The 15,463-nt window shown below is 75.1% G+C and carries 15 protein-coding genes; 11 read left to right on the top strand and 4 right to left on the bottom strand.

Annotated elements, in window-relative coordinates; translation table 11 throughout:
* The first annotated feature begins 82 nt into the window (after positions 1-82).
* The 4 genes from ACIPAE_RS25255 (at position 83) to ACIPAE_RS25270 (ending at position 5,342) form a co-directional block, all read left to right on the top strand.
* On the top strand, positions 83-256 hold the full coding sequence (locus ACIPAE_RS25255) for an aroma-sacti cluster domain-containing protein (protein WP_328473812.1): 174 nt from the start codon (positions 83-85) through the stop codon (positions 254-256).
* Positions 257-289: 33 nt separating this feature from the next.
* On the top strand, positions 290-3,841 hold the full coding sequence (locus tag ACIPAE_RS25260) for an adenylate/guanylate cyclase domain-containing protein (protein ID WP_402448071.1): 3,552 nt from the start codon (positions 290-292) through the stop codon (positions 3,839-3,841).
* A 95-nt stretch (positions 3,842-3,936) separates the two neighbouring features.
* Complete coding sequence (locus ACIPAE_RS25265; RefSeq protein ID WP_402448073.1) at positions 3,937-4,779, top strand: S8 family peptidase; 843 nt, start codon at positions 3,937-3,939, stop codon at positions 4,777-4,779.
* A 41-nt stretch (positions 4,780-4,820) separates the two neighbouring features.
* The gene (locus ACIPAE_RS25270) at positions 4,821-5,342 is read left to right on the top strand and encodes a GAF domain-containing protein (RefSeq protein ID WP_402448241.1); all 522 of its coding nucleotides are present in this window, start codon (positions 4,821-4,823) and stop codon (positions 5,340-5,342) included.
* A gap of 89 nt (positions 5,343-5,431) precedes the next feature.
* Here ACIPAE_RS25270 and ACIPAE_RS25275 read toward each other — a convergent pair whose 3' ends face one another.
* On the bottom strand, positions 5,432-6,274 hold the full coding sequence (locus ACIPAE_RS25275; protein WP_329371919.1) for an aldo/keto reductase: 843 nt from the start codon (positions 6,272-6,274) through the stop codon (positions 5,432-5,434).
* A gap of 342 nt (positions 6,275-6,616) precedes the next feature.
* On the opposite strand from ACIPAE_RS25275, the gene ACIPAE_RS25280 reads away from it, so the two are divergent.
* On the top strand, positions 6,617-8,707 hold the full coding sequence (locus ACIPAE_RS25280) for a SpoIIE family protein phosphatase (RefSeq protein WP_329371921.1): 2,091 nt from the start codon (positions 6,617-6,619) through the stop codon (positions 8,705-8,707).
* A 92-nt stretch (positions 8,708-8,799) separates the two neighbouring features.
* On the opposite strand, the gene ACIPAE_RS25285 is transcribed toward ACIPAE_RS25280, so the two are convergent.
* Positions 8,800-9,411, bottom strand: a complete 612-nt coding sequence (locus ACIPAE_RS25285) for a LysE/ArgO family amino acid transporter (RefSeq protein WP_329371923.1) — start codon at positions 9,409-9,411, stop codon at positions 8,800-8,802.
* Between the two features lie 164 nt (positions 9,412-9,575).
* On the opposite strand from ACIPAE_RS25285, the gene ACIPAE_RS25290 reads away from it, so the two are divergent.
* Positions 9,576-10,532 (top strand): LysR family transcriptional regulator ArgP, encoded by a 957-nt coding sequence (locus tag ACIPAE_RS25290; RefSeq protein WP_402448076.1) that lies wholly within the window; start codon positions 9,576-9,578, stop codon positions 10,530-10,532.
* Between the two features lie 59 nt (positions 10,533-10,591).
* Here ACIPAE_RS25290 and ACIPAE_RS25295 read toward each other — a convergent pair whose 3' ends face one another.
* Positions 10,592-11,314 (bottom strand): SDR family oxidoreductase, encoded by a 723-nt coding sequence (locus ACIPAE_RS25295; RefSeq protein ID WP_329371927.1) that lies wholly within the window; start codon positions 11,312-11,314, stop codon positions 10,592-10,594.
* Between the two features lie 180 nt (positions 11,315-11,494).
* Between ACIPAE_RS25295 and ACIPAE_RS25300 the strand changes: the two genes are divergently transcribed.
* Positions 11,495-12,151, top strand: coding sequence for a TetR/AcrR family transcriptional regulator (locus ACIPAE_RS25300; RefSeq protein ID WP_329371929.1), 657 nt, complete (start codon positions 11,495-11,497; stop codon positions 12,149-12,151).
* A gap of 175 nt (positions 12,152-12,326) precedes the next feature.
* Here the strand turns inward: ACIPAE_RS25300 and ACIPAE_RS25305 are convergent, their stop codons facing one another.
* A complete protein-coding gene (locus ACIPAE_RS25305; RefSeq protein ID WP_402448079.1) occupies positions 12,327-12,659 on the bottom strand; it encodes a hypothetical protein in 333 nt (110 codons plus the stop codon).
* A gap of 106 nt (positions 12,660-12,765) precedes the next feature.
* On the opposite strand from ACIPAE_RS25305, the gene ykgO reads away from it, so the two are divergent.
* The 4 genes from ykgO (at position 12,766) to ACIPAE_RS25325 (ending at position 15,405) form a co-directional block, all read left to right on the top strand.
* Positions 12,766-12,888: a type B 50S ribosomal protein L36 gene (gene ykgO / locus ACIPAE_RS25310; RefSeq protein ID WP_328461145.1), complete on the top strand. Its 123-nt coding sequence runs from the start codon at positions 12,766-12,768 to the stop codon at positions 12,886-12,888.
* Positions 12,889-13,248: 360 nt separating this feature from the next.
* Positions 13,249-13,908: a double zinc ribbon domain-containing protein gene (locus tag ACIPAE_RS25315; protein WP_328461143.1), complete on the top strand. Its 660-nt coding sequence runs from the start codon at positions 13,249-13,251 to the stop codon at positions 13,906-13,908.
* A gap of 136 nt (positions 13,909-14,044) precedes the next feature.
* Positions 14,045-14,569 (top strand): GNAT family N-acetyltransferase, encoded by a 525-nt coding sequence (locus tag ACIPAE_RS25320; RefSeq protein WP_402448081.1) that lies wholly within the window; start codon positions 14,045-14,047, stop codon positions 14,567-14,569.
* 77 nt (positions 14,570-14,646) lie between these two features.
* On the top strand, positions 14,647-15,405 hold the full coding sequence (locus ACIPAE_RS25325; RefSeq protein ID WP_402448083.1) for a class I SAM-dependent methyltransferase: 759 nt from the start codon (positions 14,647-14,649) through the stop codon (positions 15,403-15,405).
* Positions 15,406-15,463 lie beyond the last annotated feature (58 nt).

A 15,463-nucleotide genomic window follows, 5' to 3' on the forward strand; every position in this document is an offset into this window, starting at 1 on the left:
CCGGAACGGCAATGGCAGCGGCAGTGGCAGCGGGACCGGGCGGGGCGGGGACGGCGGCCACCTCGCCGGCGACACCCTCGACGTGCTGGAGTCGCACGGCTTCGGCGTCTCCGAACTCACCGAGGAGCAGCGGGACGTGCTGCGCGCGCTGAGTTCCGAGGAGCTGTCGATGATGCTCGACATCAAGGCGCGGCTGGACGAGGTGGGCCCCGAGGTGCAGGCCCACAGCGAGATCGCCGGAGGCGCGCTCTTCTGAGCCGCTCCACGACCAGCGGGAAGGGACCCGACCATGCGCTGCGCTGCGTGCGATGCCGAGCTTCCGTCCGAGGCGCGTTTCTGCCCGTCCTGCGGCACCCCGGCCGCCGTGCGGGCCCCGGGAGTACCGCAGGAGGAGCGCAAGGTCGTGACCGTGGTCTTCTGCGACCTGGTCGGATCGACGGCGCTGTCCGGCGTGCTCGATCCGGAGACGCTGCGCACCGTGGTGCTGCGCTACTTCGAGCGGATGCGGGAGTGCCTGGAGGAGTTCGGCGGGACGGTCGAGAAGTTCATCGGCGACGCCGTGATGGCCGTCTTCGGCGTCCCGGTGACCCACGAGGACGACGCGGCGCGGGCGCTGGCCGCCGGGCTGGCCATGCTGGACGCCGTGCAGCGGCTCAACGACACCGAGTTGGGGCCGTCGCTCGGCATCAGGATCGGCGTCCGGATCGGCATCAACACCGGCCCCGTGGTGACGGCGTCGGACGTCTCGTCCCGGCAGGCGCTGGTGTCGGGGGAGACGGTCAACGTCGCGGCGCGGCTGGAGCAGAACGCCGCCGAGGGCGAGGTGCTGATCGGCCCGGAGAGCCGCCGGGCCGCGGGGGCGAGCGCCCTGACCGAACGCGTCGGCCCGCTGCGGTTGAAGGGCAAGGAGGACGCGGTCACCGCGTACCGGCTCGTCGCCGTGGTCGAGGAGGAGCCGGAGGTCACCCGCCGCTTCGACGTTCCCTTCGTCGGCCGGACCCGCGAACTGGCGGTGCTGCGGCAGGCGTTGGCCACCGTCGCGGCCCGGGACGGCCGAGGCCCGAACCTGGTGACGGTGTTCGGCGAGGCCGGCATGGGCAAGACCCGGCTGATCCACGAGTGGCGCAAGCGGTCCGGCCGCGCCTTCAACTACGGCTCGGGGCGCTGCCGTCCGTACGGCGAGCGCGGCAGCCTGGCGCCGCTGGCCGACGCCGTACGCCAACTCCTCGACGAGTTCCCGGACCTGTGGCCGGCGCGGGCCGAGGACGCCGAGCCGGTACGGGAGTTCGGCGGCGCCCGGTGCGCCGCGGCCGGAGCAGCCTCCTCCGATCCGGACACCGCGGAACGCGACGAGGTCGGCGCCGCGCTGGCCGTGCTGTCGGCCGGGCTGCTGGAGGACGGCACGCCGAACCCGTCGACGGACGACACCTGCGCGGCCCTGACCGGCCTGCTGGGCGTGCTCGCGCGCAGCCGCCCGGTCGTGCTGGTGCTGGACGACCTGCACTGGGCGAGCGATCCGCTGCTGGCGGTGGTCACCACGCTGTGCGCCGAACTCGCCTCCTCCGGCGTGCTGTTCGTCTGCGCGGCGCGCCCCGACCTGGCCGACCGCCGCGCCGGATGGGGCGGCGGCGGGGCGCGGTCGCTGACCCTGCCGGGCCTGACCACGGCGGAGGCCGAGGCGGTGGCCGCCGCGCTGACCGAGGTCGGCGCGCACTGGGACGGCGGGAGGCGTCCGGCCGCGACCGGGACCGCTACGGCGGCCGGCGCCGGGGCCGGCCCCGGCACCCCGGCCGGCTCCGCCCGGGCCGGCCGGGGTACGGGCGTGCCGCCGCAGGTCCTGGAGTCCGCCGGCGGCAACCCCTTCTACCTGGAGATGCTCATCGCCGCGCTCACCCAGCCGGACTCCGGGTACCGTCCCGACGGCGGCGGCGACCTGCCGACCACCCTTCAGGCGCTGCTCGGCGCGCGGATCGGCGCGCTCGGCCGCGCGGAGCGCGCCGCGCTGGACATCGCGGCCGTCGCGGGACGGGAGTTCACCGCCGACGAGGTGGCCGACCTGGTGGCCGGCGACCGGGAGGGCGCACCCGGCGGCGCGCTGCACGCCACGGAAGCGCCCGCGGCGGAACCGGAGCCGCCGGCACCGGTGCCGGGGCCGGTCGGCGCGGCCCTCGCCCGGCTCGGCCGGCACCGCCTGCTGCGGCCCGCGGACCGGCCGCGGCCGGGCACGTATCCGCTGCGTTTCAGCAGCGGCCTCGTGCACGAGGTCACCTACCAGTCGATGGCCAAGCGGACCCGGGCGGAGCGGCACGAGCACGCCGCGCGGGCGCTGGCCGACCGGCTCGCGGGCCAGGCCCCGCCAAGCGGCGGCGCGCCGGAGAGCGGCGCCACGGGCAACGGAGTTTCGGCCAACGAACCTTCGGGCAGCGGCCCGTCGGGCGGCGCGCAGGACCCACCGCGCCGCGGCACCCGCCGCCTGCCGTCCGCCGAGGCGACCGCCGCCGTCGCCGGGCACCTGGAGCACGCCTACCGCTACCGCGCCGAGCTCGGCGTCCTCGGCGCCCACACCGACGAACTGCGGCTGGACGCCGTCCGGTTGCTGATCGACAGCGGCTCCAGGGCGCTCGCCCGCTCGGACCTGGCCTGGGCGGCGGGGCTGCTGGAGCGGGCGGTGGAGCTGGCCGCCGACGGCGAGCCCGAGTGGGCGGCGGCGGCCCGCCGGCTCGGCGACGTACTGCTGGCGACCGGCCGTACGGACGAGGGCCGGGCGCTGCTGCTGGGAGTGCTCGCCGCGGCGGACGCCGAACCGCGGGAGGCGGTGCGCCCGGTGGAGGCCGCGCACGCGCGGCTGGCCCTGGCCGCGGTGTCCGCGGCCCCCGACGGGAGCAGCGCGGGAACCGTCGCCCAGTGGGCGCTGCCGGTCTTCGAGAGCGCGGGAGACGACCTCGGGCAGGCGCGGGCGTGCATCCGGATCGCGCAGGAGCGGCAGTCGCACGGCCGGCACGTGGCGGCCGACGGCCTGCTGTCCCGGGCCCTGACGCACGCCCGCCGGGCAGGCGCGGAACCCGAACGGGCCCTGGCGCTGGGCGCGATCGGCGTCTCGCTGTGGCGCGGCCCGGAGCCGGTCGGCTCGGCGGTCGCCCGCAGCCGCGCGCTGCTGGCCGAACACGGGGAGCAGCGCCCCACCGTACGGCTCACGCTCAACTGCCCGCTCGCGGTGCTGCTCGCGCTCCAGGAGCGGTGGGACGACGCGCACGCCTGCCTGGCCAGGGCCCGGCGGCTGGCCGGTGAACTCGCGTACGCCGAGGGCCGCGTGGTGCTGCCGCTGTTCGCCGCCGCCGTGGCGGCGCTGGCGGGTGAGGGCGGCCGGGCGCTGGACCTGCTCGACGAGGCCGACGGCGCCGCCGCGGGCCTCCAGGCCGACGGCCTGCGCGGGGTGGTGGCCCGGGAGTCGGCGCGGCTGCTGCTGGACGCCGGCCGCTACGGCGACGCGGCCACGCGGCTGGCGCGGGCCCCGGGCACGGCGGCGGCCGAGCCGGCGGACAGCGATCAGGCCGCCTCGGACACCGCCGACCTCGACGGCCTCCAGGCCAGGATCGCCGCCGCGCGCGGCAGCGCCGAGGAGGCCGAGGCGCTGGCCGCGCGCGCGGTGCGCACCGCGGCCGGCACCGACTCGCCCGTCCTGCTGGCGACCGCCTGGCTGGACCGGGCCGACGTCCTGCGCCAGGCCGGCCGCGCGGACGACGCGCGACGGGCCGCCGCCCAGGCCGCCCGGCAGTTCGAGGCCAAGGGCCACCTGCCCGGGGCGCGGCACGCCGCCGGATGGCACCGGGTCCCGACGTGAGCCGCCCGCCGCCGGCCGCCCGGACCCCGGCCCGCCGGACCCCCGGCCACCACCGCACCGGAACGTGACACCGCCAGAACGCGAGAGGCTGCTGAATGACAACCGCCGAGCAGGGCGCCGGTCCCCGACTCACCTGGAGTCTGCGCGGCAAGCGCCCCGAGGACGTGCTGGTCGCCGCGGACGGCGAGCGGCCGGCGCCCGACCGGGACTGGGCCGGCGCGCTGGGCACCGGCGTGCGGGTGTGCGTCGTCGACTCCGGGGTGGAGGACGGCCATCCGCTGATCGGCAGGGTCGACGGGGCCTGGACGGTCCGCAAGGACGGGACGGGGACCAGCGTCGTGGAAACCGGCGCCACCGACACCTGCGGCCACGGCACGGCCTGCGCGGGCATCATCCGCAGAACCGCTCCGGAGTGCGAGCTGTACAGCGTGCAGGTGCTCGGCAAGGGGTTCGGCGGCACCGGCGACGTCCTGCTCGCGGGCCTGCGCTGGGCGATCCGGCAGGGCTTCGACGTGATCAACCTGAGCCTGTCCACCACCCGGCCGCAGTTCGCCGAGGAACTGCGGGTGCTCGCCGACGAGGCGTACTTCCGCGGCACCGCGATCGTCGCCTCCGCGCACAACACGCCGGTGGAGAGCTTCCCTTGGCGCTTCGCGTCGGTGATCTCGGTGGGCAGCCACCAGGAGGACGACCCGGAGCTGCACCTGTACAACCCGAGCCCCCCGGTGGAGTTCTTCGCCCCGGGCCAGAACGTGCAGGTGGCCTGGCTCGGCGGGGCGACGATCAGGACCACGGGCAACAGCTTCGCCACGCCCTACATCGCCGGGCTCTGCGCCCGCATCCTGTCCCGGCACCGCCGGATGACGACCTTCCAGCTCAAGAACGCGCTCTACCTTTCCGCGGCCAACGTACAACTGGGCATCAGGGGTGCTTCGTGACACAGAGCAACGCAGAGACCGATCCGCTGTCGCAGGAGTTGATGCAGTCGGTGGTCGACACGGCCCGGGCCATCTTCGGCGCCCAGGCCAGTTCGGTGTTCCTGCTGGACGAGTCGAGCCACGAGCTGGTCTTCCAGGCCGTCTCGGGCCAGGGCGAGAGCTTCCTGGTGGGGCGGCGCTTCCCGGCCGAGAGCGGGATCGCCGGCTGGGTGGTCTCCTCGGGCGAGCCCATGGTCGTGGACGACCTGTCCCGCAGCGCCTCCTTCGACCGGGACTTCGCCGAGTCCACCGAGTACGTGCCCGACTCGCTGATGGCCGCGCCGCTGACGCACGGCGACCGGGTGCTGGGCGTGCTGGAGGTACTCGACCCGGTGCCGCAGGCCAGGTCGAGCCTGAACGAGCTGGACCTGCTGGCGCTGTTCGCCCGGCACGCCGCGGCCGCGCTGCGGGTGGTCGTGGACCGGGCGCGGCCCGCGGACGCCGGCTCCCTCGGCGGCGACGGGCGCGCGGCCGCGCTGCGGATGGCGGAGGACCTGCGGCGGCTGCTGGAGACCTCCGCCTGACCTGGACCGGGGAGCGCCGGCGGGTAGGGGCGCCCCCGCGCGACGCGCGGGCCGGGGAGGTCAGCGCGTCGCGCGCCGCGCGGGACCGGTCACGGCACCCAGTTGAACGTGTCCGGGTCCGGGCCGGTCCGCTCGCCGCGGTCCAGCGCGCTGATCTGCGCCATGTCGTCGGGCGTCAGCTCGAAGTCGAAGAGCCGGAAGTTCTCCTCGACCCGGGAGCGCGTCACCGACTTCGGGAAGACGATGTCGCCGCGCTGCAAATGCCAGCGCAGCGTCACCTGCGCCGGGGTGCGCTCCAGCCGCGCGGCGATCGCGGCGATCACCGGGTCGCCGAGGACCTTGCCCTGGGCGATCGGGGACCACGCCTCGGTGGCGATGCCGTGGTCGGCGTCGAACGCGCGCAGCTCGTCCTGCGTGAGGTAGGGGTGCACCTCGATCTGGTTGACCGCGGGCACCACCGAGGTCTCCTGGAAGAGCCGGTTCAGATGGGCGGTCTGGAAGTTCGACACGCCGATCGCCCTGACCCGGCCGGACCGGTAGATCTCCTCCATCGCCCGCCAGGTCTCGGTGTAGTCGCCGACCGCGGGCAGCGGCCAGTGCACGAGGAACAGGTCCAGGTACTCCATGCCGAGGTCGTCCAGGCTGCGGGTGAACGCGGTGAGCACGTCCCCGTAGGCGTGGAAGCCGTTGTTGAGCTTGCTGGTGACGAAGACGTCGGAGCGCTCCAGGCCGAACTCGCCGATGGCCTGTCCGACCTCCTTCTCGTTGCCGTACATCTCGGCGGTGTCGATGTGCCGGTAACCGGTCTCCAGCGCGGCGAGCACCGCTTCCTTGGTGTCCTTCGGCTCGATCAGGTACGTGCCGAATCCGAGCTGCGGGATCACCACACCGTTGTTGAGCGTGACATCGGGGATCGTGGGCGCTGAGGTCATGGTGCGCGACTTCCTTGCGTGGTCGGCGGTGCCGCGGGTGCTCTTCGGTTGTCCCCCCAAGGCCCCCAGAAGGTCCTCGAAGGTCCTCGCAGGTCCTCGAAGTCCTGGTGGCTCTGCGAAGCCCCGGAAGTCCCCGGGGCCGCCGTCCGCCCGCCGCGGCGCCGGGCCGGCGTACCGCCCCCGGTACCCACCGTAACGGCAGCGGCCCGGCCCGGCCCGCCGACGGCCGCCCGGCCGCCCGAGCCGCGGGGGAGTGCTCCCCTGGGCGCCGTACCGGTCACATGTGCGAACGCCCGGCGCTTTCGGCGCGCCTGGTGGGCCGTGGCGAGCGATGATCGGAGGATGAGGCGGATCGGCGGCGAAACGGGCGTGCCCGAGCTCGAACCAGAGGTGTTCGACCGTGCCATCGTGGCCGTTGCCCTGACCGCCGGTGACGAGCACCGGCTGGTGTACATCAACGAGGCGTTCCGCGCCCTGTTCGGGCCCCGGGAACTGGGCGCCCGGTCCGCGGACGTGTTCACCGAGCCCAGGGCCGCCCGCTTCCTGAAGATGCTCGACCAGGTGTACCGGGACCGGGCCGCCCGCCAGGTCACCGACACCCGCACCACCGACGGCACCGCGCCCGGCGCGCCCGGCCGCCGCCACTTCGTCTACAGCTGCTCCCCGGTGGTCTCCCGGTTCGGTCCCGGCGTGCTGGCCGTGGCGGTCGACACCACCCCGCAGGTCGACGCGGTGGAGGCCGCGCAGCTGCTCTCCGAGCAGCGGCAGAAGGCGTTGCAGCGGTACGAGGCGCTGATGTCCGCCGTCACGCAGATCGTCTGGCTGATGAAGCCCAACGGCGACATCACCGAGCTGGTCGGCGGCTTCGAGGACTTCACCGGCAGCCCGTGGCGGCCGGTGATCGACCAGGAGTGGCTCAGGGCGGTGCACCCGCACGACCGGACCCGGCTGGTGCGCACCTGGAGCGACGCGTCCGAGGGGACCCCGTCCCTGTTCGTGTGCACGTTCCGGCTGCGCACCGCCTCCGGCGAGTACCGGCACGTGCAGTCCCGCGCGGTGCCCATCGAGCGCGGCGGGGTGCTGGTGGAGTGGATCGGCGCGACCGCGGACATCGAGGACCAGTGGCGCAACCGGCTGCGCGAGCGGCTGCTGGCGAGGGTGGCCACCGTCACCGGCACCGACGACGTGCCGGACGCGTTCGCCGCCGTCGCCGCGGCGGTGGTGCCGGACCTGACCGACGCGTGCGCGGTCTTCATGCTGCCTTCGGCCGGCATCGGCGGCCCGCTCACCGCGGTCCGGGTGGCGTCCACCGCCCGCTCCGGCCTGCCGGACATGCCCCCGCTGAGCAACCAGCCCTACCTCGTGGGCTCGGTCGCCCAGCAGGTGATCGAGAGCCGCCGCCCCAAGCTGCTGGTCTTCCCCGCCGGTGAGCCGCCCGAGGGCGTGCTGTCGGAGATGTCCAGGAAGTGGCTGCGCGCGGCGCGGGCCACCAGCTTGACCATGGTGCCGATCGTGATCGACTCGGCCGTGGTCGCGTTCGCCTGCGCGGCCGGCTGCGCGGACAGCCCGCCACCCGGTTCCGCGGACCTCGCGCTGCTCGGCGAGATCCTGCACGAGGTGCGCGAGCCGCTGCGGCAGGCGGTGGAGCTGCAACGCACCCGGCACACCGCGCTGACCCTCCAGCGCGCCCTGCTGTCGGCGACCCCGCGGGTGCCCGGCGCGGAGCTGGCCGCGCACTACCAGCCGGCCAGCAAGACCGCGGAGATCGGCGGCGACTGGTACGACGCGCTGCTGCTGCCCGACGGCACCGTCACCCTCACCATCGGCGACATCGCCGGCCACGACCTGGACGCCGCCACCTCGATGAGCCAGCTGCGCAGCATGCTCCGGGTGATCGCCTACGACCAGGACCATCCGAACAGCCCGGCCGAGAGCCTGTCCCAGCTGGACCGGGTGGTGGACGGCCTGAACATCGCGCCGCTGGTCACGGTGGTGCACGCCAACCTGGTGCCGCGGGCCGGCGGCCGCTGGCACGTGGCCTGGTCCAACGCCGGCCACCCGCCGCCGCTGCTGCTGCCCGCCGACGGCGAGCCGCGCTACCTGCACGGCGCCGGCCCGGACCTGCCGCTGTGCGTGGCACCGTCGATGCCGCGCACCACCTGGCACTACGAACTGAAGAACGGCGACACCCTGCTGCTCTACACCGACGGCCTGATCGAGGTGCCCGGCACGGACCTCGGCGAGGGCATGGCGACGCTCGCCCGGATCGCCGAAACCGCCCGCGCGGAGGGGCTGACGCTCGCGGAGATCTGCGCCCAGCTGCTGTCGGGTGTCGGCAACCGCCGCGACGACGCCGCCGTGATCGGCTTCCGCCCGATCCACCAGGGCGGCACCACCCCCGGCGCCGCGTGGGGCGGCTCCCTTCTCGGCTGAACCGCCGCGCGGAACAGGGGCGTTGGGGCCGTGTCAGGCGGCGGCCGGCCGGCGCGACCGCGCCCGGTTCGTACGGTCGCGGCGGCGCCGTCTCACGCCCGGGTCGCCATCAGGACGCCCAGGCAGACCATGCTCACGGCGATCACGGCGTCGAGCACCCGCCAGGACCCGGGCCGGGCGAACGGGCGGCGCAGCAGCCGCGCGCCGAAGCCGAGGCCGCTGAACCACAGCACGCTCGCCGTGACCGCGCCCGCCCCGAACGGCCAGCGCGCGCCGCCGTAGGAGTTGGCGACCGAGCCGAGCAGCAGCAGCGTGTCCAGGTAGACGTGCGGGTTGAGCCAGGTCAGCGCCAGGCAGGTGAGGACGGCGGTGCGGGCGGAGGCGCCCGCGCCCTCGGCGGCGGACAGCCGCTGCGGCCGCAGCACCCGGCGGGCGGCCAGCACGCCGTACGTCACCAGGAACGCGCCGCCGATCCACCCGGTGGCCGTCACCGCGGCCGGCCAGCGGCGTACGACGGTGCCGACGCCGCCGATGCCCGCCGCGATCAGCACGGCGTCGGAGGCGGCGCAGATCCCGACCACCGCGGGCACGTGCTCCCGGCGGATGCCCTGGCGCAGCACGAACGCGTTCTGGGCGCCGATGGCCACGATGAGGGTCAGACCGGTGCCGAGGCCCGCCAGGGCGGCGAGGAGAGCTGCGTGCATGGACCGAGGCTAGGAGCGGGCGGACTGTACAGGCCAGCTAATGATTCTTAGGTAGCATGAGGAATTCTTAACGCTCTTCGTACGGCTTCCGCGCCGGACGGCGGCGGTGGCGGGCGGCGCCGACGAAGGCGCCGGCGCGGGCGGCGGGAATGGGGTGACGGTCGATGGCGGGGCTCCCGCTGGACCAGGTGCGTACGCTGCTGGCCGCCGTGGACGAGGGCACGTTCGAGGCGGCGGCCGAGGCCCTGCACGTCACGCCGTCCGCGGTGAGCCAGCGGATCAAGGCGCTGGAGCAGCGCACCGGCCGGGTGCTGCTGCTGCGGACGAAGCCGGTGCGGCTGACCGCGTCGGGCGAGGTCGTGGTCCGGTTCGGCCGGCAGCTCGCACGGCTGGAGCAGGACGCCGGCGCCGAACTCGGCCTCGGCGACGCGCTCGGCCCCGCCACGCTGCCGATCGCGGTCAACGCCGACTCGCTGGCGACCTGGTTCCTGCCCGCGCTCGCCGAGGCCGCCGCCGACCGCGGCATCCTCTTCGACCTGCACCGCGACGACGAGGACCACACCGCGGCGCTGCTGCGCCAGGGCCGGGTGATGGCCGCGGTCACCTCCTCGCCGCAGGCCGTGCAGGGCTGCTCGGTACGGGCGCTCGGCCGGATGCGCTACCGGGCCAGGGCCGCGCCCCCGTTCGCCGCCCGCTGGATCGCCGACCGTCCGCTGCGCGAGGCGCTGCCGGCCGCCCCCGTCATCGTCTTCGACCGCAAGGACGAACTCCAGGACCGGTTCCTGCGCGGGCTCGCACCCCGGCAGGCCCGCGCGGCCACCCGCGCCCGGCACTACATGCCGTCGTCCGAGGCTTATCTCGACGCGGTCGCCGCCGGGCTCGGCTGGGGCATGATCCCGGACCTCCAGGCCGGTCCCCATCTGGCGGCGGGCACCCTCGTCGAACTCGCCGCCCGCCGCCCGATCGACGTGCCGCTGTACTGGCAGCAGTGGAAGCTCGACTCCCCTGACCTGGCCGCCGTCGCGGACGCGGTGGGCCGGGCGGCCGCCCGCGAACTCTCCCCGACGACGGCGACAGCGATGGCGACAGCGACAGCGAAGGCGACGCCGACGGCGGGCTGACCCGGGCCGGGCGGCACGGCCGTACGGCCCGGCCCGGGGACCCCTCGACCACCGCCGGGTCACGCGACGGCGCGGCCCCCGTCGACCGGGACCGTGGCGCCGGTGATGTACGTGGCGCGGGGCGAGGCGAGGAAGACCACCGCCGCGGCGATCTCCTCGGTGCTCGCGTGCCGGCTCAGCAGCGTCGTGGAGCCGAGCGTGTCGACCATCTCCAGCGGAGCGCTCTCGGTGAGCGTGGGGCCGGGGGCGACGCTGTTGACGCGCACCCCGGACGCGCCGAACTCCCCGGCCCAGGTGCGGGTCAGCGAGTTCACCGCGGCCTTGGTGGCGGCGTAGACGGAACTGCCGGGGAGCGAGACGGTCGCGGCCATCGTGCTGATGTTGACCACGCTGCCCTCGCCGCGCTCGGCCATCCGCGGCGCGATCGCGGCGGTGAGGAAGTACAGCGCCCGCACGTTGACCTGGAACATCGCGTCGAACGACGCGACGGTCTGCTCGGCGGTCGGGCTGAAGTCGAAGACGCCGGCGTTGTTGACGAGGATATCGACGTCGGCGGCCTCCTCGGCGAGCCGCCGGACCGAGTCGAGGTCGGTCATGTCGGCGGCGAAGAAGCGCGCCTTGCCACCCGCGTCCTCGAGCGCGGCGACCGTCGCCGCGCCGCGTTCCGCGTTGCGCCCGGTGACGATGACCTCGGCGCCCCCGGTGGCGAGTTGCAGGGCGACCTCCCGGCCGATGCCGGCGGTGCTGCCGGTGACCAGTGCCTTGCGGCCTTCGAACTCCATGGTGATCCGCCTGGTTTCTGTAGTGGTGTGCGCTGCGCGGTGCGCGGCCCGCGTGGACGTACGGGGGCCCGCCGCTGATGTCGTCGCCGCCGGTGAAGATTGGAGCGATGACTCCATTCTTGGCACGGAGGGATTGGAGTGTCAACTCCAGAAAACGACGTGGCGCGCTACGCTGAGCGCATGAGCATCGACTCGCCTCCCGTGCCCGACCCGACGGCCCCCCAGCGGCTGACCCGCAAGGGCGCCGCCACCCGGGGACGCATCGTGGCCGCCGCGGCCGGGCTGATGCTGGAGCGCGGCGTGGCGGGCACCAGCACCGACGACGTGCGTGCCGCGGCCGGGGTCAGTACCTCGCAGATCTACCACTACTTCGCGGACAAGAACGCCCTGGTCCGCGCGGTGATAGCGCACCAGACGCAGGCCGTGCTGGACGCCCAGGAGCCGCTGCTGAGCAGCCTGGACTCCCTGCCGGCGCTGCGGGCCTGGCGCGATCTCGTGGTCGACGTCCAGCGGGAGCGGCACTGCCAGGGCGGCTGCCCGATCGGGTCGCTGGCCAGCGAACTCGCCGAGAGCGACGACGTGGCGCGCGGCGACCTCGTGGACGGTTTCGCCCGCTGGGAGGCGGCGATCCGGGCCGGTATCCACGCGATGCACGACCGCGGGGAGCTACGGCGCGACGCCGACCCGGACCAGCTCGCGCTGGCTCTGCTCGCCGCTCTGCAGGGCGGCCTGCTGCTCACCCAGACCCGGCGCGAGACCGCTCCGCTGGAGGCGGCACTCGACGCGATGCTCGCGCACATCGCCGACCTGACGGTCCGGACCGACCGTCTGGGCTGAGGGCTGACGTGACGGCTGGGGGCTGCTGAGGGCTGGGGGCTGACGCTGACGGACGACGGCGATGGTCGACGGCTGGCGGCGACGGCCGGCGGCCTTCGCGGGTGCGAGCCGGATCATGCGAGCGCCCCGCCCGCACCGGAGGCCGGGCGGGCAGGGCGGAAGGCTCGGCCGAGGCTCAGTGGTCCTCGGGGTCGTCGATCGGGCCGGGGCTGGTGAAGTCCGGACTGGAGAAGCCGGGGCTGGAGAACCCCGCCTCCTCGGGCACGAGGTCGTCGGCGTCCTCGGCCTCGTAGTCGGGGCCCTTGAACGGCGGTACCTCGTAGTCGGGCGGGGTGAAGTCGCCGATCCGGTCGCCGCCGGGGCTGGAGAAGTCCGGGCTGGAGAAATCGGGACTGGAGAAACCCGGGCGGGAGAAGTCCGGGCCGTCGTCGTCCTCGGCTCCTCCCGCGCGCTTCGTCGATTCGGTGCCCTCGGTGCCCTCGGTGCCGTCCTGCGGTGCGTCGGTCATGGCCTCGGCCGTCCCCTCCTGGGCCGCCCGCCCGCGCGGAATGAACGCGCGGGCGCCGCGGTTGTCGCCCCTGCACCGTAGAGACTACGAGCAGAAAGGCGCCGCCATGAAGGTTCGCAACTCGCTTCGCTCCCTGAAGGGCCGGCCGGGCGCCCAGATCGTCCGCCGCCGCGGCAAGGTCTACGTGATCAACCGCAAGGACCCGCGCGGCAAGGCCCGCCAGGGCTGACCCCGCCCCGTCCACCCGGCCGCGGCCGCCGCACCCCCGATCCGGGTCCCGGCGGCCGCGGCCGCGTGCTGCCCGGGCACGCTTCCCCGGGCCCGCCCGGCCGCCTCCGCACGGGGCCGCGCGAACCGTGGGAGGTGGGTCGTCAGTGCCTGGTGGTGGGGGTGGGAGGCGCGGGGCGCGGTGGGGCGTCCGGGGCCGCGGACAGGGGCGCCCGGGAGTGCCCGGATGTGGGAAAGTATTGCCTGCCTGCGGTGCCGGACCGGTCCGCAGAACCGGGAGGACGTACGGGGCGTCCCTTGCCGGTGGGGGGACGACCGGCGGGTATGGGCCCGGCCGGAGACTGCTCGGGGAGGGCGACCGGTGACCGCGGAGATCTACTTCAGCAACAACTACCGCGATCTGTGCCAGGAACAGGGCACGGGCGCGGGGTTCCAGTTCGAGTTCTCCTGCAACCGGTGCAACGACACCTGGCGTTCGCGGTTCGAGGCGTACACCGGCGGGCGGATGGCCAGTTGGGTCGGCAAGGGCGTCAACGCGGCCTGGGGGATGCTCGGTCGGGCCGGCAGCGGCATGTCCACCGCGGCCGACGGCCTCGCCGGAGCCGGATACGGCAGCGCCCGCGACGCGGCGTTCCAGCGCGCGATCAGCAACGCGGAGGGCCACTTCAACCGCTGCCCGCGCTGCACCGGTTACGTCTGCAACCGCTGCTGGAACGCCGGCCAGGGCATCTGCCTGACCTGCGCGCCCGACACCGCCGCCGAGGCGGTCGCCGCCCAGCAGCGCGGCCTCAACGACATGGTCTCCGAGCGCGCCTACGCCGCCGGCCAGAACTCCGGGCAGTCGTTCGCGGTGAACACCCCGCGCCAGCTGGTCTGTCCGCAGTGCAGCGCCGAGACCCACGGTTCGGCCTTCTGCCCCGGCTGCGGCCACCAGCTCGCGCAGCAGGACACCTGCGGTTCGTGCAGCGCGCAGCTCCCCGCGGGCGCGGCCTTCTGCCCGGACTGCGGCACCCGCCGCTGACGCGTCCCGCCCGCACCGCCCCGGCGTCGCACCGTACCGCCCCGGCGCGGCCCCGGCGGTGCGCCGCCCTGGCGTACCGGGTGCGGCTCAGGGGCCCTCGCACCGGTCCTGACCTGCGGCATGTGATGCTGGTGGCATGACTGATCGACCCGAGATCGCCGTCGTCCGCTGGCCCGACCGGGGCCCGGGCGCGCGACCCCAGGAGGGGCCGGCCGAGCTGCTGGCGGCCTACCATCTGCGGACGCAGGCCGAGAAGGGCGAGGCCGTCGCCGCAGTGGACGACCTGCCGGAGCGCTACCGCGCCGAGATCGCCGATCCGGAGGCCGCGTTCGCCGCCGACGTCGTGCTGCTGGCACTGGGCGGCGGCGCGGGGAACGCGGGCGACGCGGCGGTGGGCTGCCTGGTGGTGACCGACCCCGTCGAGGGCGGGGCCGAGATCAAGAGGCTCTGGACCGATCCGGCGTACCGCGGGCGGGGCGTCGCGTCCGGCCTGGTCCGCGCCGCTCTCGCGTGGGCCGCGCGCAGCGGTGTGGGCACCCTGCGGCTGTCGGTGTGGGAGTGGCGGACCGACGCGATCGCGCTGTACGAGCGGCTCGGATTCACCGTCACCGCGTCGTGGGACGAGCGGGAACGGCTGGTCTGCATGGAACGCGCCGTCTGAGGACCGCAGCGGGCCGCCGCCGTGGCCGTCCCGCCGTGACGGTCCGGCCGCGCGCCGCGCCCACTACGCTCGGCGCCGTGACGAAGACGCCCGCGTACCACCTGGACCGGACCAGTGCGCTCTCCTTCGGCTCCGTCAGCGAGCAGTACGACCGGTTCCGGCCCTCCCCGCCGCCCGGACTCGTGGACGACCTGGTCGCGCGTGCGCCCCGCGACGCGCTGGACGTCGGCTGCGGCACCGGCAAGGTCGCCGCCGAACTGGCCGGCCGCGGGACGCGGGTGCTCGGAGTGGAGATCGACGCGCGGATGGCGGCCGTGGCGCGGGGACACGGACTGCCGGTCGAACTCGGGGCGTTCGAGACCTGGGAAGCCGCGGGCCGCACCTTCGACCTGATCACCTGCGGCGACGCGTGGCACTGGATCGACCCGGCCCGCGGCGCCGAGAAGGCCGCGTCGCTGCTGCGGCCGGGCGGCACGCTCGCCCTGTTCTGGAGCTACCTGCTCCTCGCCGACGACGACGCGGCGCTCTTCCGGCGGCTCTACGACGAGCACGCGCCGCGGGCGAGGACGCACAGCTACCTCCCGCACCAGACACGGAGCGAACCCTTCGAGCCGATCGGGGAGTTCGAGCCGATCGAGGTGCGGCAGTACCGCTGGGAGGCGACGGTGAGCGCCGACGACTGGGTCGGGCTCGTCGCCACCTTCAGCGACCACCAGGCCCTGGAACCAGGGCAGTTGGCGGCGCTTCAGGGGGCGCTGCACGAGGCGATCGAGGGGCTGGGCGGCGGCGTCGGGGTGTCGCGCGGGGTGCACGCGGCGTTCGCGCGGCGGCGCTGACGGGCGTACAACCCGTCGTACGCCCGAGCGCCGTGGCCGCAGCCGGCGGGCCGGGGCC

Source organism: Streptomyces sp. NPDC087270 (assembly GCF_044744625.1).
In the GTDB taxonomy this organism is placed as follows: domain Bacteria; phylum Actinomycetota; class Actinomycetes; order Streptomycetales; family Streptomycetaceae; genus Actinacidiphila.